14 protein-coding genes and 1 riboswitch are annotated in these 17422 nt (G+C 62.2%); of the genes, 12 read left to right on the top strand and 2 right to left on the bottom strand.

Features of this window, described 5'->3' with window-relative positions; translation table 11 throughout:
* Nucleotides 1-209: 209 nt before the first annotated feature.
* From AB8A33_RS22790 to AB8A33_RS22770, 5 genes are all read left to right on the top strand, one after another.
* Nucleotides 210-1094 (top strand): S49 family peptidase, encoded by an 885-nt coding sequence (locus AB8A33_RS22790; protein ID WP_439094839.1) that lies wholly within the window; start codon nucleotides 210-212, stop codon nucleotides 1092-1094.
* A gap of 108 nt (nucleotides 1095-1202) precedes the next feature.
* Nucleotides 1203-1394, top strand: coding sequence for a hypothetical protein (locus AB8A33_RS22785; RefSeq protein ID WP_089262464.1), 192 nt, complete (start codon nucleotides 1203-1205; stop codon nucleotides 1392-1394).
* Nucleotides 1395-1800: 406 nt separating this feature from the next.
* Entirely contained in the window at nucleotides 1801-2733 is a 933-nt protein-coding gene (locus AB8A33_RS22780; RefSeq protein ID WP_439094838.1) for a glycine--tRNA ligase subunit alpha, read from the top strand.
* Complete coding sequence (glyS, locus tag AB8A33_RS22775; protein ID WP_439094837.1) at nucleotides 2733-4907, top strand: glycine--tRNA ligase subunit beta; 2175 nt, start codon at nucleotides 2733-2735, stop codon at nucleotides 4905-4907. The genes AB8A33_RS22780 and glyS overlap by 1 nt, the downstream gene beginning before the upstream one ends.
* A gap of 291 nt (nucleotides 4908-5198) precedes the next feature.
* Nucleotides 5199-6299, top strand: a complete 1101-nt coding sequence (locus AB8A33_RS22770) for a hypothetical protein (protein ID WP_439094836.1) — start codon at nucleotides 5199-5201, stop codon at nucleotides 6297-6299.
* A 107-nt stretch (nucleotides 6300-6406) separates the two neighbouring features.
* Here AB8A33_RS22770 and AB8A33_RS22765 read toward each other — a convergent pair whose 3' ends face one another.
* Nucleotides 6407-6772 (bottom strand): DUF1236 domain-containing protein, encoded by a 366-nt coding sequence (locus AB8A33_RS22765; protein WP_439094835.1) that lies wholly within the window; start codon nucleotides 6770-6772, stop codon nucleotides 6407-6409.
* Nucleotides 6773-7018: 246 nt separating this feature from the next.
* On the opposite strand from AB8A33_RS22765, the gene AB8A33_RS22760 reads away from it, so the two are divergent.
* The 7 genes from AB8A33_RS22760 (at nucleotide 7019) to AB8A33_RS22730 (ending at nucleotide 16255) form a co-directional block, all read left to right on the top strand.
* Complete coding sequence (locus AB8A33_RS22760; RefSeq protein ID WP_081421867.1) at nucleotides 7019-7177, top strand: DUF3096 domain-containing protein; 159 nt, start codon at nucleotides 7019-7021, stop codon at nucleotides 7175-7177.
* 118 nt (nucleotides 7178-7295) lie between these two features.
* On the top strand, nucleotides 7296-10268 hold the full coding sequence (ppdK, locus tag AB8A33_RS22755) for a pyruvate, phosphate dikinase (protein ID WP_439094834.1): 2973 nt from the start codon (nucleotides 7296-7298) through the stop codon (nucleotides 10266-10268).
* Between the two features lie 363 nt (nucleotides 10269-10631).
* On the top strand, nucleotides 10632-12053 hold the full coding sequence (locus AB8A33_RS22750) for a cell wall hydrolase (protein ID WP_439094833.1): 1422 nt from the start codon (nucleotides 10632-10634) through the stop codon (nucleotides 12051-12053).
* A 266-nt stretch (nucleotides 12054-12319) separates the two neighbouring features.
* Nucleotides 12320-13573: an MFS transporter gene (locus AB8A33_RS22745; RefSeq protein ID WP_068733180.1), complete on the top strand. Its 1254-nt coding sequence runs from the start codon at nucleotides 12320-12322 to the stop codon at nucleotides 13571-13573.
* Nucleotides 13574-13646: 73 nt separating this feature from the next.
* A riboswitch (FMN riboswitch) is annotated at nucleotides 13647-13799 on the top strand.
* A gap of 80 nt (nucleotides 13800-13879) precedes the next feature.
* A complete protein-coding gene (locus tag AB8A33_RS22740; protein ID WP_439094832.1) occupies nucleotides 13880-14389 on the top strand; it encodes a 6,7-dimethyl-8-ribityllumazine synthase in 510 nt (169 codons plus the stop codon).
* 138 nt (nucleotides 14390-14527) lie between these two features.
* Nucleotides 14528-15514: an acrylyl-CoA reductase (NADPH) gene (gene acuI, locus AB8A33_RS22735; protein WP_439094831.1), complete on the top strand. Its 987-nt coding sequence runs from the start codon at nucleotides 14528-14530 to the stop codon at nucleotides 15512-15514.
* A 111-nt stretch (nucleotides 15515-15625) separates the two neighbouring features.
* Nucleotides 15626-16255, top strand: coding sequence for a hypothetical protein (locus AB8A33_RS22730; protein ID WP_439094830.1), 630 nt, complete (start codon nucleotides 15626-15628; stop codon nucleotides 16253-16255).
* A 5-nt stretch (nucleotides 16256-16260) separates the two neighbouring features.
* Here AB8A33_RS22730 and AB8A33_RS22725 read toward each other — a convergent pair whose 3' ends face one another.
* The gene (locus tag AB8A33_RS22725; protein WP_439094829.1) at nucleotides 16261-17406 is read right to left on the bottom strand and encodes a M48 family metallopeptidase; all 1146 of its coding nucleotides are present in this window, start codon (nucleotides 17404-17406) and stop codon (nucleotides 16261-16263) included.
* Between the last annotated feature and the right edge of the window lie 16 nt (nucleotides 17407-17422).

Below are 17422 nucleotides of genomic sequence, written 5' to 3'. Positions count from 1 at the left end.
TATTGAGGAGCTGTTTCGGAGCGTTTCTGCGGCGCGGACGTGAAATGAATCGCCGTCAGAAGTGTGCCGATGATCAGCATGAGCAGATAGATTTTCATGTCTTCTCCCGCTGCGGCGTCAAGGCCTGTTATGGTTTTCAAACGCTGAAAGCGTCTCTCGGTTCAATGACAGCAGCGTGATAAAAGTTGGTTAATGTCGAGGAAATTTGAATGAGCGAATCCAATTTAAAAGCGGCGATCACAAGGCTGCTGCCTGCGCGTTTCCGTCGCGCTTCTGCCGTCGTTCCGGTCGTGCGTCTGTCCGGCACGATCGGCGCGGTGACGCCGCTGCGGCCGGGATTGTCGCTCGCAGGCGTCGCGAGGCTGCTGGACAAGGCATTCGCGACCAAGAATGCCAAGGCCGTTGCGCTGGTGATCAATTCGCCGGGCGGCTCGCCGGTGCAGTCGCGGCAGATCTATCTGCGCATCCGCCAGCTCGCGGCGGAGAAGAAACTACCGGTGTATGTGTTCGTCGAGGACGTCGCCGCGTCCGGCGGTTACATGATCGCCTGTGCGGGCGATGAAATTTTCGTGGATCCGTCGTCGATCGTCGGCTCCATCGGCGTCGTTGGCGGCACCTTCGGTTTTCAAGAGTTGATCAAGAAAATCGGCGTCGAACGCCGCCTCTATACGGCGGGTGAGCACAAGGCGATGCTCGATCCGTTCCTGCCGGAAGATGCCGATGATGTGGCGCGGCTGAAATCGCTTCAGCGCGAAATCCACGCGATCTTCATCAATCTCGTGAAGGAGAGCCGCGGTGCCCGGCTGAAGGGCGCCGAGCATGTGCTGTTCTCGGGGGAATACTGGGCCGGCGAAAAATCCATCGCGCTCGGCCTCAGCGATGCCATTGGCGATCTGCGTTCGGTGCTGCGCGCGCGCTACGGTGACAAGGTGCAGATGCCTGTCATCGCGCAGCCGTCCGGCATGTTGTCTGGTCTGCTCGGCCGCAAGTCGGGCGCAGGTTCGCAGCTATCGATGGACGGTCTGTCGGGATTGCCGGAGCAGTTGATCTCGGCGCTAGAGACTCGTGCGCTGTGGTCCAAATACGGCTTTTAGCAGGACGGTATTGCGCGGCATTTGGTGTCGCAAAAGCCAATTGCGGGAAACCGGCAGTTGCGCGAGACTATCGGCAGGGGGCTTGAGATGAACGACAGGAATCGACAGATGCCGCCGCTGGTCGCACTCGCAGGCGCGCTCGGGAGCGCAGCCGTTGTTCGCTGGGCCTATAGAACCGCCAAGCGGATCAATCATGAACTGGAAGAAGCCCGTCAGGCGCGGGTGGCTGAACGCAGCGGGACCACGGAAGTCCCGACCCTGCGCCGTGATCCCGTGACGGGCGCGTATCGGCCGGGTTAGCCGCCGCAAACCGGGCCCCAAAACATTTGCGCCGGCCCGAGGACGGGGCACGTCCTCGAGACCGGCGACAAAGTTGGGCTTTCAGGCTTGGAGGTCCCTTGGCCCTGGACGTTTGGACAACTTAAAGACTTGGAGGTCTTCGACCCGCGCGACTTGGATCGTTCGGGCCTTTCGATGGGGTAAGTCCCGATGACCGGGTTCGTTCCCATCGATGCCGTCAGGATAGCGCGCAGCACTTAACGAGTGCCTCTGCGGATCAGGCCAGTTGCCGGCGCGGTTACCCGCCGGTTACCGCCAAATCGGGCCGCATTGCCTTGATTCCGGATGGCCGCGCCGATACGGTCCGCGCGCTTTGATCCGCCTTGATCCCCTTGGCGAATCCCCGGAAAAACGGCCCGAAACCACCATGGACTCCCTGCCTCCGCACATGCGCCCGGAACGTTCGTTCCAGGGCTTCATTCTCGCTCTGCAGCGGTTTTGGGCCGAGCAGGGCTGCGTGATCCTGCAGCCCTACGACATGGAAATGGGTGCCGGCACCTTCCATCCCGCGACGACCTTGCGCGCGCTGGGGCCGAAGCCCTGGAAGGCCGCCTATGTGCAGCCGTCGCGCCGGCCGAAGGATGGCCGCTATGGCGAGAACCCGAACCGGCTGCAGCATTATTACCAGTTCCAGGTGATCATGAAGCCATCGCCGGCGAACCTGCAGGATCTCTATCTGCAGTCGCTGAAAGCCATCGGCATAGACACCGCCCTGCATGACGTCCGCTTCGTCGAGGACGACTGGGAGAGCCCGACGCTGGGCGCCTGGGGCCTTGGTTGGGAATGCTGGTGCGACGGCATGGAAGTCAGCCAGTTCACCTATTTCCAGCAGGTCGCGGGCGTCGAATGCGCGCCGGTGGCCGGCGAGCTCACTTACGGCCTCGAACGCCTTGCGATGTATGTGCAGGGTGTCGATCGTGTGTACGATCTCAACTTCAACGGCCGCGAGGGCGCCGACAAGGTGACCTATGGCGATGTCTTTCTGCAGGCCGAGCAGGAATATTCGCGGCACAATTTCGAACACGCCGACACTGCGATGCTGTTCGAGCAGTTCAAGATGGCCGAGGCCGCCTGCAAGAAGTATCTCGACGCCGGCTGGAAGGGCGGCAAGCGCGAAGAACATCTGATGGCGCTGCCGGCCTATGACCAGTGCATCAAGGCCAGCCATGTTTTCAATCTGCTCGATGCGCGCGGCGTGATCTCGGTCACTGAGCGCCAGAGCTACATCATGCGCGTTCGTGAGCTGGCCAAGGCCTGCGGCGACGCGTGGGTGCATACCGAAGCCGGAAGTGCTGCCTGATGCCCGATTTTCTCCTCGAACTGTTCTCCGAAGAAATCCCCGCCCGCATGCAGGCCAAGGCGGCAGAAGATCTGCGCCGCATCGTGACCGACCGTCTGGTTGCAGAAGGCCTTGTCTATGAAGGCGCCAAGGCCTTCGCGACGCCGCGTCGTCTGGCGTTGACGGTGCACGGCATTCCTAACAGGCAGTCGGACCTCAAGCAGGAGCGCAAGGGACCGCGCGTCGGCGGTGCCGAAGCCGCGATCCAGGGTTTTCTGAAAGCGACGGGCCTCGCTTCGCTGGATGAGGCCAAGATCCAGCGCGACCCCAAGGGCGATTTCTACATCGCGTTGACGGAAAAGCCGGGCAAGCCGACAGTCGACGTGCTGGCCGAGATCCTCCCCGTCATCATCCGCACCTTCCCGTGGCCGAAGCAGATGCGCTGGGGCGCGGCTTCCGCAAAATCCAGCGCGCTGACCTGGGTGCGTCCGTTACACTCCATCGTCGCGACCTTCGGCATCGACACCGAAGAACCGGAAGTCGTGCAGTTCGACCTCAGCGGCGTCAGTGTCGGCCAGACCACTTACGGTCATCGCTTCCTCGCGCCCGATGCCATCGAGGTGCGCCGCTTCGACGACTACGTATCGAAGCTGCAGGCCGCCAAGGTCGTGCTCGATCCCGAGCGCCGCAAGGAGATCATCCTGGCCGACGCGCGGCAGCTCACTTTCGCGCAAGGCTATGAACTGGTCGAAGACCCCGCGCTGCTCGATGAAGTGGCGGGGCTGGTCGAATGGCCTGTCGTGCTGATGGGCTCGTTCGACAAGGATTTCCTGTCGATCCCCGATGAAGTCATCCGTGCCACCATTCGCGCCAACCAGAAATGTTTCGTGGTCCGCGATCCCAAGACCCAGAAGCTGACCAACAAGTTCATCATCACCGCCAATATCGAAGCAAGTGACGGCGGCACGGCGATTATCGCCGGCAACGAACGCGTCATCCGGGCGCGTCTGTCGGACGCGAAGTTCTTCTACGAGACGGATCTCAAGACGAAGCTGGAAGACCGGCTGCCGAAATTCGAGCAGATCGTGTTTCACGAGAAGCTGGGCACACAGGCTGCGCGCATCGCGCGTATCGAAAAGCTGGCCGCCGAGATCGCCCCGCTGGTCGGCGCCGATGCGGCAAAGACCAAGCGTGCGGCGCAACTCGCAAAGACCGATCTACTCACTGAAGTGGTCGGCGAATTCCCTGAGCTGCAGGGCTTGATGGGCAAGTACTACGCGCTGGCGCAGGGCGAAGACGCTGCTGTCGCGGCCGCGAGTGAGGATCACTACAAACCGCAGGGCCCGACCGATCGCGTGCCGAGTGATCTCGTCAGTGTCGCGGTGGCGCTTGCCGACAAACTCGATACGCTGGTGGGCTTCTGGGCCATCGACGAGAAGCCGACGGGTTCGAAGGATCCGTTCGCACTGCGCCGCGCCGCGCTCGGCGTGATCCGCGTTGTGCTGGAAGCCTCCCTAAGGCTCGACTTGGCACCGCTTCTTACGAAGGTATTCGACGACTTTTATCATTCGGATAAGAGCAATGTAGTTGAGAGTAAAGGCATTCACGCGCTAGCTCCGACTGTCGTCACCTACGAGCGCATCAATGGAGTGCAGATTGACAAGCGCGCCGTCGATCTCCTCGCCTTCTTCGCCGACCGCCTCAAAGGCCAGCTCCGCGACCAAGGCGCGCGTCACGATCTCGTCGATGCAGTGTTCGCACTCGGCGGCCAGGACGATCTGCTGATGGTCGTTCGCCGCGTCGAGGCGCTCGGCAAATTCCTCGACAGCGACGATGGCAAGAACCTGCTGGCCGGCACCAAGCGCGCCAACAACATTCTCGCTATCGAGGAGAAGAAGGACAAACGCAAGTTCGACGGCGCGCCGGATGCCGCGCTGTTCAAGCTCGATGAAGAAAAGGCACTGGCGAAGGCGATTGCCGAAGTAGGCCCGGAAGCGAGCGCGGCTGTCGCCAAGGAAGACTTCGCCGGCGCGATGACTGCCATGGCCAAGCTGCGGCCGGCGGTGGATGCGTTCTTCGACAAGGTGAAGGTCAATGACGATGATGCGGCGGTCCGCGAAAATCGTCTGAAGCTGCTGAACGAGATCCGTGCGGCGACGCGTGCGGTGGCGGATTTCTCGAAGATCCAGGATTGACGAGTGGGGCGCGTGCGCGCGCCCCACTCGTCATCCCGGGGCGGCCGCAGCGGCGAAGCCGCGGAGGTCGAACCCGGGATCCCGATATGTTTTGAACACTTTGAGATTCCGGGTTCGCGCGCGCGAAGATGCGCACACGCCCCGGAATGACGAGGATGGGGCAAGATCGCGCCGTGCGATATTTCCAGCAATCTCCCGAAACATTTACCTTTCATTAACTACAACTTGAAAGGGTCCGGTTCCGTAACGGTTTCTTAACCGTCGCATTCCTAGCGCGGACAGGACTGCCCCATGACCTCGGTCAATACCGGCCTCAATCCCTATGCCAATTACGGCTCGGCCTATGCGCGGGCCGCGGCCACGGCCCAGCCGTCGCTGGCCAATGCGCTCAACAGCAACGAGAGCGCATCGTCGTCCTCGTCCGACGCCGCGACCAATCTGACGCTGTCGGAGGCGGCGCGGGCGAAGCTGGCGAGCTCCGGCTCCGACAAGGATATCGCGACCGTCGTCACAGATCTCCGGGCGAAGCTGGCGGCCCAATATGTGGCCGCAAAAGCGACGGGTCCGCTGGACAAGGACGGCAAGCTGACCATCGATCTTTCGACGCTGGATCGCCGTTCGCTCTACGCCATGGCCACCAACAATGGCGGCACCTTCACCGCCGACGAGCAGAAGGTCGCCCAGGCCGAACTGGGCAATCGCTTCAATGCGGCGCTCGCGCCTGCCGCAGGCACGGCCAAACTCACCGGCGATTTCAGCGGCATCTACAAGGCGGCGCTGGATTATCTCGATGCCGCGGGCAGCGAAGAGAAAGCCTCGGCGGCCTGGTCCGCGCAGCGCGAGGCCGTGCTGAAGGGCATTCAGGCGACCGAGCAGACACCGACCAAGGCGCCGTCCGGCATCGCCAACGATCCCGTCGCCGCCTATCTCGCGCAGCCCGATACGACCGTGCCCGTGCCGGACATCGCGAGTGTAGCGAAGAGCGTGCGTGCGGCGCTGGATGCGCAGGCCAAGGCGGCGCTCGAGGCCGGCAAGGGCGAACTCGTTTATGACAGCCGCCGCAAGACCGGCCAGCTCGCGGATTTCTCCGCCGTCGACAACCGTTCGCTCTCGGCGATCTCGCTCAATCAGGATGGTCTGTTCTCGAAGGAAGAGAGCTTCGCCGCCAAGCAGGTGCTCGATTCACGCAATCGCACCAGTATTCTCGAAGCGTTGCAGGCAAGCCAGAAGAGCGGCGATCCGAGCCAGTTCAGTCTTGGCATTCTCAACACCTATTCGGCGATGAGCGATGAGGAGCGGACCGCATCCAACTGGTCGCCGAGTTTCCGCGACAATGCGGTGGCGAGTTACAAGTCGACGAACCACATCCTGTCGCTGCTGAAGAGCTCGTAGTCCTGCGCAAAGAAAAAGCCCCGCCCGGTGGGGGATAACCGGGGCGGGGCTTCTTCGCCCGGTCGCCATTCGCGGCGCCCGAACGAATCTTTTTTCAACATGACGTGCTAATCGACGACCTGCACGATGCGGCGCGAGCGCGGCTCCACCAGCACCGTTTGACCATTCACCACCGTGTAACGATACGGCGTCGTCGCGACCGTCTGCGGCACGTCGTAATAGGTCACGCCGGCATCCGGCAGCGTCGTGCCAACCACGATGCGATCTGGCACGGTGAATGTCGGTACACGTTCGCGGACTACATATTCACGAAATGCCGGACGCTCCTGCACGGTGATGCCATCCGGATCGCTGTTATCGACGATGACGCGATCGCCGCCCGATACACCGACGGTGACGCCCTGAGCCTGCACGGCCAGCGGAGTGCCGAGCGCGCCGACAAGGGCCGCTGCTGCAATAAGTCTGTTTCGCATGATCGTCTCCTTCGTGAACGATGTCCGGCTTGCGCGCCGGTCTGTGCCATCCAGCCTAGTCTGGTTTATTCACCGTCGGCCAATGCATGCCACCAGCGATCGTTCCGGAATTTTCCACGCGCAAATGCTGGTTTTTGATGCATTGCATGCAGGTATGCGGGAACCCATTGATGGGCATGGCGTCTTTATGCTGCTAAATCCCCGCGGCGCATTGCGTCGAATCAATTTCCCTCACGGAGATCCTCCATGGTCATCACGGCAGCTCACATCCAGCCGATTGTCGCGCTTATCGCTGGCGTTCTGATTCTGATCATGCCGCGGTTTCTGAATCTGGTGGTGGCGATCTATCTGATCTTCATCGGACTGGCCGGGCTCGGTGTCTTCAAGCTGCTCAAAATCGGCTAAATTCTGACACGGCCGTTACCTACAGCGGTACCTCCGGGCTGCTTGCGCCACGTCCCTGAAACGTGGTGTAACGCGGCACATTTCCCTGTCGTTTCCTCTCGCGGATTGATTGAGAACCATGGCCAAAACCGCCTCGAAGTCCAAAAAAGCCCCTGTGAAGTCAAAGCCCTCCAAGGCTGCGCCCAAAACAGCATCGGTGGCCCGCAAGGCGCTCAAGAAGCCAGCTGCCAAGCCTGCAGCTAAATCCGCGGCGAAGGCCAAAACGGCTGTGAAAGCAAAGGTTGCTCCGAAGCCTGTTGCAAAGGCTCCCGCATCCAAGAAGGCGGTTGTGGCCAAATCTTCTACAGCCAAGACTTCGGCGACCAAGGCCGTCAAGAAGGCCACCAGCAAGCCGGTGACTGACGTCATCAAGGCCGGCAAGTGGGTTTATTCGTTCGGCGGCGGCAAGGCCGAGGGCAAGGCCGGCCTGCGCGACCTGCTCGGTGGCAAGGGCGCGAACCTCGCCGAAATGGCCAATCTGGGTCTGCCGGTCCCTCCTGGCTTCACCATTCCGACCTCGGTCTGCACCTATTTCTACGCGAACGGAAAATCCTATCCGAAGGAATTGCAGTCGCAGGTGGAGAAGGCGCTCGAGGCCGTCGGCAAGATCACCGGCAAGGGCTTTGGCGACGAGAAAAATCCGCTGCTGGTCTCGGTGCGCTCCGGCGCCCGCGCCTCGATGCCGGGCATGATGGACACCGTCCTCAATCTCGGTCTCAACGACACCACGGTGGAAGCACTCGTCGCACTCTCGGGCGATAAGCGTTTCGCCTATGACAGCTATCGTCGCTTCATCACGATGTATTCCGACGTGGTGCTCGGCTTCGAGCATCATCACTTCGAAGACATTCTCGACACCTACAAGGACAACAAGGGCTACACGCTCGACACCGATCTCGATGGTGACGACTGGGTCAAGCTCGTCGGCCAGTACAAGGAAGCCGTCGCGCGCGAAACGGGGAAGGACTTCCCGCAGGATCCGCACGAGCAGCTCTGGGGCGCCGTCGGCGCCGTGTTCTCATCCTGGATGAATACCCGCGCGGTGACCTATCGCCGCCTGCACGATATCCCGGAGTCGTGGGGCACCGCCGTCAGCGTGCAGGCCATGGTGTTCGGCAATATGGGCGAGACCTCGGCCACCGGCGTTGCGTTCACGCGCAATCCCTCGACCGGCGAGAGCAAGCTGTATGGCGAATTTCTGATCAACGCACAGGGTGAAGACGTTGTGGCGGGCATCCGCACGCCGCAGGACATCACCGAAGACGCGCGGATCGAGAGCGGTTCGGACAAGGCGTCCATGGAAGCGGCGATGCCGGAAGCGTTCAAGGAATTGACGCGCATCTATACCCAGCTCGAGAAGCACTACCGCGACATGCAGGACATGGAGTTCACGGTCGAGCAGGGCCGGCTCTGGATGCTGCAGACCCGCAACGGCAAGCGCACCGCCAAGGCGTCGATCCGCATCGCGGTCGAACTGGCCAATGAAGGCGTGATCTCGCAGAAGGACGCCATATCGCGCATCGATCCGGCTTCGCTGGATCAGCTGCTGCATCCGACCATCGATCCATCAGCCAATCGTGACGTCATCGCCACCGGCCTGCCGGCATCGCCGGGCGCGGCATCGGGCGAGATCGTGTTCTCGTCGGATGAAGCCGCCAAGCTGCAAGCTGACGGCAAGAAGGTCATTCTGGTTCGCGTCGAGACCTCGCCGGAAGACATTCACGGCATGCACGCCGCTGAAGGCATTCTCACCACCCGCGGTGGCATGACCTCGCATGCGGCGGTGGTCGCGCGCGGCATGGGCAAGCCTTGCGTCTCCGGCTGCGGCACTGTCCGCGTCGATTACGGCCGCGGCACCATGTCGATTGGTGGCCGTGTGTTCAAAGCAGGCGACGTCATCACCATCGACGGTTCGGTTGGCCATGTGCTGTCCGGCCGCATGCCGATGATCGAGCCGGAACTGTCGGGCGAATTCGCAACACTGATGGGTTGGGCTGACAAGGTCCGCAAGCTCAAGGTCCGCGTCAACGGCGATACGCCGGAAGATGCGCGCACCGCCATCAAGTATGGCGCCGAAGGCATCGGCCTTTGTCGTACCGAGCACATGTTCTTCGAAGAGACTCGCATCCGCACCGTGCGCGAGATGATCCTCGCCGAAGACGAGCAGGCGCGTCGCGCCGCGCTCGCCAAGCTGTTGCCGATGCAGCGCGCCGACTTCGTCGAGCTGTTCGAGATCATGAAGGGCCTGCCCGTCACGATCCGTCTGCTCGATCCGCCGCTGCACGAATTCCTGCCGCACACCCAGGGTGAAGTCGAGGAAGTGGCTCGTGTCATGAACACCGATCCGCGCAAGCTTGCGGACCGTGCGCGTGATCTCGCCGAGTTCAATCCGATGCTCGGCTTCCGCGGCGTTCGCATTGCGATCACCTATCCGGAGATCGCCGAGATGCAGGCCCGCGCGCTGTTCGAAGCCGCGATCGAAGCGGGCAAGCGCACTGGCGAACAGGTCGGCCTCGAAGTCATGGTGCCGCTGATCGTCACCAAGATGGAGTTCGATCTCATCAAGGCGCGCATCGATGCCACTGCGGTGGCGGTGATGAAGGAGACTGGCGGCAAGCTGAACTATTCGGTCGGTACCATGATCGAACTGCCGCGCGCCTGTCTGCTGGCCGGCGAGATCGCCGAGACCGCCGAGTTCTTCTCGTTCGGTACCAACGATCTGACGCAGACCACCTTCGGCATCAGCCGTGACGACGCCGCGAGCTTCCTCGGTACTTATATAGCCAAGGGCATTCTGCCCGTCGATCCGTTCATCACGGTCGACCGCAGCGGCGTCGGCGAACTTGTGAAAATCGGCGTCGCGCGTGGCCGCAAGACTCGCCCCGATATCAAGGTTGGTATCTGCGGTGAGCACGGCGGCGATCCGGCATCGGTAGCCTTCTGCCATGAGATTGGTCTCGACTACGTATCGTGCTCGCCCTATCGCGTGCCGATCGCGCGTCTCGCTGCAGCACAGGCTGCGCTCGGCAAGGAAATTTCCAGCCAGGCGTAAGTGCTTCGCTGATTTCATGATCTGAAAAATGGCCGGGGAGTTCCTCGGCCATTTTTATTGCTTGCCTCATGCCGTGTTTGTTCGTGCGTCGGAATGGAACTCGTAAACATTTTCACGCGCGCGCAAATTTCTCTTCATCTTCTTTGTCAACGCGATGTTTACTACTTTTGTGGAGCCGCGGTTTACCAAGGCTTTCGAATGATTTCGCACTGCGCTCGTGCAGCTTGCGTGTGGCGTCGTTGCATCGCCGATTAACTCCGCGGCAACTTTGATTCCGTACTAACGAAATAGATCGAAATGTACGGATGTGCAGATTAGTGCCGTGCAAGGCGATGCTGGTGTAAGCGTTGCGTGAGCGTATCGATGTTAGTACTGCGTAACCGGCCGAAGGGCGCGCGTGGCGCGTTCTTCGGCTTCGGTCTCTGCGTTTTCGCATTGGCCCCGACAGAATCTGGCTATCAGGACATCGCCTCGCTGCTGGCTCGCCAGCCGGGCGTGACCGAACGTTGGCAGAAGCGCGTGTTCGCGCCCGCCGTCTCCTCCATCCAGGTTGCGACATTCTCGTTCGGCCGCCCGATGGGAACGGGCTCGCGCAATCCCACCTTGCAACTCGCCAGCCTCGACAATTCCGGCATCGACATCACCGGTGCACTGACCCGCAATCCGCTAGCGCAACCGCCGCGCCGCTATGAGGCCGCCGATTTCCCCAAGGTGGATCGCTCGCTGAAGGGCGATCGCCTGGCCATCCGCGCGCCGGAGACCGTGGCGCCCGATGAGCCGGCCAGACAAGATTCATTCGACGACAACAGATCGGTGATGGGCGCGAAGACCGTCGATGCACTGCCGGCCCTGCAGCATGCCCCGCTCGATCCCGAGCTCGATGAAGCGCTGCGTGCCCCGCCGCTCGCTCAATACGACGCATCGCAGCCCGTGCAGCCCACCGAGGACGCCAAGACCGATGCGGCGGTGATCCCCGTCGAGCCGGCGCCGGCCAAGGACGGCTTCTCTGTGAAAACCGCGAGCCTGTTTTTCGGAAGTTCGTCGCTTGGCGCATCGGTCGAGACAATGGAACGCTGGCAGCCCGGCGAAGAGCCGACCATCGTAATGCCAGGCACAGTCGTGCCAGGCATAGCTATGCCGGGCTCGACGCTTGATCCTGACATGAAGGCTACAGCGGTGGTTCCGCATGCGGCGATCAACCCGACCGACGGCGGCGAAACCGTTGCCGGCAAAGGCGAGGTCAACAGCGCCAATCAGCGTGCGAAGACACCGGCCGAACGTATGGGTCTCACCGAGCAGACCCGCGGCAAGCAGGAAAAGTGTCTGACGGAAGCCATCTATTTTGAGGCCCGCGGCGAGGCGGTGCGCGGCCAGATGGCGGTGGCGCAGGTGGTGATGAACCGCGTGTTCTCCGGCTTCTATCCGACAACCGTCTGCGGCGTCGTCTACCAGAACAAGCATCGCCGCCTGGCCTGCCAGTTCACCTTCGCCTGCGACGGCATTCCGGATGTCGTGAAAGAGCCGGATATGTGGGAGCGCGCCCGCAAGATCGCGAAGGCGACGCTGGACGGCCGGATCTGGCTGCCGGAAGTCGCGAAGTCCACACATTACCATGCCTATTGGGTGCACCCGTCCTGGGTCCGCGAGATGAAGAAGATGTACAAGACCGGCGTGCATTCCTTCTATCGTCCGCGCAATTGGGGCGACGGAAGCGAGGCGCCAAGCTGGGGCACGGCGGCGCAGACGGCAGAAATCTCCGCCAAGCTCTCCGAAATCAAGCCGTAACGGCCACGACTTTACCTCCGAGCCTGCCAGGAGCGATGCCATGCCCGGCATCGCTCTTTCCATTTTGGATTCCGCAAAATGTCATCCCGGCCCTGGGCTGTGATGACGTCTGCGTGGCCCTGCATCCCAGCAATGCATTCCCCGAAATCCCCATCATCGCCATTGGGATTTCCATGCGAATGCATTAATCTCTCGTCCAATCCGGACCGGGCCTGCGCTCTTGGGCCGGCTGAATTTTCAATCCGAATTCGATCCGGGGAAACGACATGGCGGCAATCGACGGCGCGACGCGCCCGGCATCTGGTTTTGGCTGGCGTACGCCGCTGGTGATCATCATCTGCGGATCGCTGATCGGCATGCTCACCTTCGGGCCGCGCTCGAGCGTCGGCTTTTTCATGCAGCCCTTCAGCCAGGAGTTCGGCTGGGGCCGTGACGTTTTCGCGCTCGCCTTCGCCGTGCAAAACCTGCTGTGGGGCATCGGCCAGCCTTTCGCCGGCGCCGTCGCCGACAAGTTCGGCAGCGTGCGCGTGATCTGCCTCGGCGCCTTCCTCTATGCGGCTGGTTTGCTGATGATGCGCTATTCCTCGACACCGCTCGAGTTGAATATCAGCGCCGGACTGCTGATCGGTTTTGGCCTGTCGGGTTGCTCGTTCAATCTGGTGCTGTCCGCCTTCGGCAAACTGGTGCCGCCGGAATGGCGCGGCATCGCGCTCGGCGCCGGCACCGCCGCAGGCTCGTTCGGCCAGTTCATCTTTGCGCCCTTCACCGTGGCGATGATCGACAACACCGGCTGGCAGGCGACGCTCACCGTGTTCGCGGTGCTGATGTTGTTGGTGATCCCGTTGTCGCTCGCCTTGGCGACTCCGACCGCGAGTGCCGCGTCCGCCGACGCGCCGGTGGCGCAGAAGCAGTCGTTCAAGAGCGCACTCACGGAAGCCTTTGGCCACCGCTCCTATGTGCTGCTGGTGCTGGGCTTCTTCACCTGTGGCTTCCAGCTCGCTTTCATCACCATGCATCTGCCGGCCTATCTGGTCGATCGCGGCTTGCCCGCGGCTGTGGGCGGCTGGGTGATTGCCATCATCGGCCTGTTCAACATCATCGGCTCGCTGACGGTCGGCTATGTGCAGGGCAAACTGCCGAAGCGCTATATCCTGTCCTTCATCTATTTCACCCGCGCGCTGGCGACGGTGGCCTTCATCATGCTGCCGCTGACCACCACCTCGGCGCTCGTCTTCGGCGCCATCAGCGGGCTTGCCTGGCTCTCCACCGTGCCGCCAACATCAAGCCTGGTGTCGCTAATGTTCGGCACCCGCTGGCTGGCCACGCTGTACGGCTTTGCCTTCTTCAGCCATCAGGTCGGTGGCTTCCTCGGCGCATGGCTGGGCGGCGTCGTGTTCGACAAGTTCGGCTCCTACACGCCGGTGTGGTGGCTGTCGGTGCTGTTCGGTGTGCTGTCGGCACTGATCAATCTGCCGATCGTGGAAGAGCCGGTGAAGCGTCCGATTGCACAGCCAGCGTGATCTGCATTCCCCGGCGTTGACTCGCTGGCCTCCAGCGATGAAAATTGACATTGGCCGCCCTGATCGGGGCGGCCTTCGTTCTCAGGGCGGGGTGAAAATCCCCACCGGCGGTAATCGGGCGCAAGCCCGGAAGCCCGCGAGCGCCTGACGGGTTACGCCGTCAGGGTCAGCAGATCCGGTGCGATGCCGGAGCCGACGGTCATAGTCCGGATGAAAGAGAACGGGTATGCGCAGGGAGTCCGCTTCGGTGGATGCTCGGCGTGTGACCGTACGTCCTGATTCTGGTCTCAAACCGCGAGAGCATCCATGAATCAGCCTGTGATGAACTTCAAAGCCTCCTCTTCCCTCAACTCTGCACCAGCGACCGGGCGAATCGCCTTCATCCAGTCGTGCTGGCACAAGGACATCGTCGATCAATGCCGTGTCGGTTTTGTCGCCGAACTTGCACGGCATGGTGTGCCTGACAGTCAGATCGATGTCTTCGAAGTGCCCGGCGCCTTCGAAATTCCGTTGCAGGCCAAATTGCTGGCGCGCACCGGGCGCTATGTGGCGATCGTCGCCACCGGGCTCATCGTGGACGGTGGTATCTATCGCCATGAATTCGTCTGCGAGGCCGTGATCAACGGGTTGATGCGGGTGCAGCTCGACAGCGATGTGCCGGTGATCTCGGCGGTGCTGACGCCGCAGCATTTTCACGAACATGCCGAACACCTCAGGTTCTTCCGCGAGCATTTCGTCGTGAAGGGCACCGAGGCGGCAACAGCCTGTGCGACCACCATCGCCAATATCGCGGCGACCCGGCAACTCGCCGCCTGATTGCCGCAACACCGCGTTATGCCGTTACGGCCGGGCAGGGCTGCAAAGCTCTGGAGTGGCCGTAGCGGGTGGCGTTTCCCGCCATGACGCGGCATAATTCGGCAGCTGAAATCACAAGCAAAATTCGGGAGACGCGTGTTGGGAACGTTCAAGGCTGTCCGCATCGACAAGGCTGACAAAGGCACCACGGTTGCATTGACGCAGTTCGACGAAACCGAACTCATGGACGGCGATGTCACCGTGCGGGTCGAGTGGTCCACGGTGAATTACAAGGACGGCCTCGCCGTCACCGGCAAAGCACCGGTGGTTCGCCGCTTCCCGATGATTGCCGGCATCGATTTCGCCGGCACGGTGGAAGCCTCATCCAATCCGAACTGGAAGCCCGGCGACAAGGTGATCGGCAATGGCTGGGGCATGGGCGAAACCCGTCTCGGTGCCTATGCCGAAAAGACCCGCGTGAAAGGCGACTGGCTGGTGCGGCTGCCGGACGGCATGACCACTCGCGACGCCATGGCGGTCGGCACCGCCGGCTACACGGCAATGCTGAGCGTGCTGGCGCTGGAGAAGCACGGGCTGAAGCCGGCCGACGGTCCGATCGTCGTGACGGGTGCAGCCGGCGGCGTCGGCTCGGTGGCGATCGCCGTGCTGTCGAAGCTCGGCTACCAGGTCATCGCCTCGACCGGCCGGACCTCGGAGGAGGGCTATCTTAAGGGCCTCGGCGCTAGCGAGATCATCGACCGCAACGAGCTCTCCGGGCCGGCCAAGCCACTGGCCAAGGAACGCTGGGCCGGCGGCATCGACAGCGTCGGTTCGACCACCCTGGCGAATCTCCTGTCCATGACCAAGTATCGCGGCGCTATCGCCGCCTGCGGTCTCGCAGCCGGCATGGACCTGCCATCTTCGGTTGCGCCGTTCATTTTACGCGGCGTGTGTCTTCTCGGTATCGATTCTGTCATGTGCCCGATCGAGCTGCGAAAGGCCGCTTGGGCACGCCTGGCCACCGACCTGGACACCGCTAAGCTCGCTGAAATCACTCAGGAAATCACGCTGGACCAGGTGATCGATGCCGGCGCCAAGGTTCTGGCCGGGCAGGTCCGCGGGCGAATCGTGGTAAAGATCGGCTAACGACGTTCAGACTTTACCAACCAACCTGCTCCATTGTTGCCACGGTTGGTATGGTAAGCAGCGGGTAAAGACATCTGGCGGTCATCCGCGCTCGGTTGTTCGGAGTATCCTATGGTTGCGCGTTATGTGTTGGGAGCGGTGATTGCCGCCACGGTGGCGACCCCCGCGCTGGCCGGGTCGATGACGGCCGAAGAGGCCCGCAAGTTTGTCGCCGGCAAGGTCTTTGCCTTCACCTGTTTCGATGGAACACGCGGCGCAGGCCGCGTGTTCGATGATGGCGGTGCGGCGGGCGCTGTGCAGTTCTCGGGCTCGGGTCCGGCGCGCAATATGCGCCTTCCGGGCAATACGCTGCAGGTCCGCGGCGAGGCCATTTGCGCCTCGATCAAGGGCATCCCGTTCGAGCCGTGTTTCAATCTCAACAAGAATGACGAACGCAGCTTCCGCGGCTCGGTCTCCGGCATGGGCTTCGCTTATTGCGATTTCCGCCACCAGGGCGGCCGCGGCCAGATGCTGATGGCCCGCTCGCTGTCGGCGCCGCGTTCGCTGCGCGCCCCGTCCACCCGTTCGGCCGACGCCTCCGCTGGCGCCGACAATACGGTGACCCGCGTCTCGACCCCGCGCGTCGAGAGCAGCAAGATCGACGCTGTCGGATCGATCAAGTCCGAGCCGGCGAAGGAAATTGCCAAGACGCCGGAGCCGGAAAAGACCGAAGCGCTCGAACTGCGCAAATCCACCAACTAAGCAAGCTAGGCGTGGCGACCCCAGGGGCCTCGTAGCGGCTCCTGCGCGCTGCCTGTAGGCGATTTGCCGTTGCTCCATGGGCCGGAGCGCGGTGGCAGCGGCAGCGTGTCGTCGGCCTCTCCGGACGCGTCCGTATCGGACGGCAGTGCCATCCGCCCGGGATCGTGTCCTCCGGCGAATTTCACCAGTGCAGCCACCCGCGAATCCACCGAAGGATGCGTCGCGAACAGGTCGGCAAAACCCTCACGGGGATTGTCGATGCACATCTCCATCACGGCCGATGTCGCGCCGGGCAGTTCGCCGCGGTTCTCGATCTTGCGCAGCGCCGAGATCATGGCGTCGGGATTCTTGGTCAGCTCCACCGAACCTGCATCCGCCAGCAATTCGCGCGAGCGCGACAGCGCGAAGCGCACCACCAGCGACAGCGCCCAGGCCAGCGCGATCAGCGCCACGGCGATGATGATGACAATGACTGCGCCCCCGCCTGAGCCTTTGTTGTCGCTCGAGGACGATGATGAGCGCGAGGAACGGCCGCCGAAGCGGAAACCGGAATTGATGAATATCCGGAAGAACAGTTCAGCCGCGAAGCCGACCACGCCGGCGATGATGACGGCGACCACCATCAGCTGCACGTCGCCGTTGCGGATATGCGTCAGCTCGTGGCCGAGCACCGCTTCCATCTCGTCGTCGTTGAGCGCGCGCAGGAGGCCCGTCGTGACCGTGACGGAATATTGCCTGGGGTTCAGGCCGGTGGCGAAGGCGTTCAGTGCATCGCTATCCATCACCTTCAGCTTCGGCATCGGGATGCCGCGCGAGATGCAGAGGTTTTCAAGGAGATTATAGAGCCGCGGCTGCTCCTGCCGCGTCACGCTTTCGCTGCCGGTGATGCTGTCGATCATCTTTTGATGACCGAAATAGGCGATGACGATCCACAACACTGCGCCGATAGTGGCGAAGGGAAGCGCCTTGATCAGGTCGCGCGTTGCGGCGTTGATGTAATAGACGACCGAGCCATTGCCGTTGACCACCACCTCGCCGATCAGGGCGCCGGCGAACACCATCACATAGATCAGCAGGAACAGCCCCGCGAGCAGCAGCATCGAACGCGTCTTGTTCGAGGCGATGTGCGTATAGAGACCATAGGCGGCCATGATGCGCTGCTCGGTT

The sequence above is a fragment of the Tardiphaga sp. 813_E8_N1_3 genome, from assembly GCF_051811025.1.
Classification (GTDB): Bacteria; Pseudomonadota; Alphaproteobacteria; order Rhizobiales; family Xanthobacteraceae; genus Tardiphaga.
The sequence above is the reverse complement of the archived record's forward strand: the minus strand, read 5'-3'. Positions and strand labels throughout refer to the sequence as shown.

Bases quoted from the DNA above. Each gene is read 5' to 3' on its own strand.
- AB8A33_RS22790 (WP_439094839.1), top strand. From the start codon at position 210: ATGAGCGAATCCAATTTAAAAGCGGCGATCACAAGGCTGCTGCCTGCG.
- AB8A33_RS22785 (WP_089262464.1), top strand. From the start codon at position 1,203: ATGCCGCCGCTGGTCGCACTCGCAGGCGCGCTCGGGAGCGCAGCCGTT.
- AB8A33_RS22780 (WP_439094838.1), top strand. From the start codon at position 1,801: ATGGACTCCCTGCCTCCGCACATGCGCCCGGAACGTTCGTTCCAGGGC.
- glyS (WP_439094837.1), top strand. From the start codon at position 2,733: ATGCCCGATTTTCTCCTCGAACTGTTCTCCGAAGAAATCCCCGCCCGC.
- AB8A33_RS22770 (WP_439094836.1), top strand. From the start codon at position 5,199: ATGACCTCGGTCAATACCGGCCTCAATCCCTATGCCAATTACGGCTCG.
- AB8A33_RS22765 (WP_439094835.1), bottom strand. From the start codon at position 6,772: ATGCGAAACAGACTTATTGCAGCAGCGGCCCTTGTCGGCGCGCTCGGC.
- AB8A33_RS22760 (WP_081421867.1), top strand. From the start codon at position 7,019: ATGGTCATCACGGCAGCTCACATCCAGCCGATTGTCGCGCTTATCGCT.
- ppdK (WP_439094834.1), top strand. From the start codon at position 7,296: ATGGCCAAAACCGCCTCGAAGTCCAAAAAAGCCCCTGTGAAGTCAAAG.
- AB8A33_RS22750 (WP_439094833.1), top strand. From the start codon at position 10,632: ATGTTAGTACTGCGTAACCGGCCGAAGGGCGCGCGTGGCGCGTTCTTC.
- AB8A33_RS22745 (WP_068733180.1), top strand. From the start codon at position 12,320: ATGGCGGCAATCGACGGCGCGACGCGCCCGGCATCTGGTTTTGGCTGG.
- AB8A33_RS22740 (WP_439094832.1), top strand. From the start codon at position 13,880: ATGAATCAGCCTGTGATGAACTTCAAAGCCTCCTCTTCCCTCAACTCT.
- AB8A33_RS22730 (WP_439094830.1), top strand. From the start codon at position 15,626: ATGGTTGCGCGTTATGTGTTGGGAGCGGTGATTGCCGCCACGGTGGCG.
- AB8A33_RS22725 (WP_439094829.1), bottom strand. From the start codon at position 17,406: ATGGCCGCCTATGGTCTCTATACGCACATCGCCTCGAACAAGACGCGT.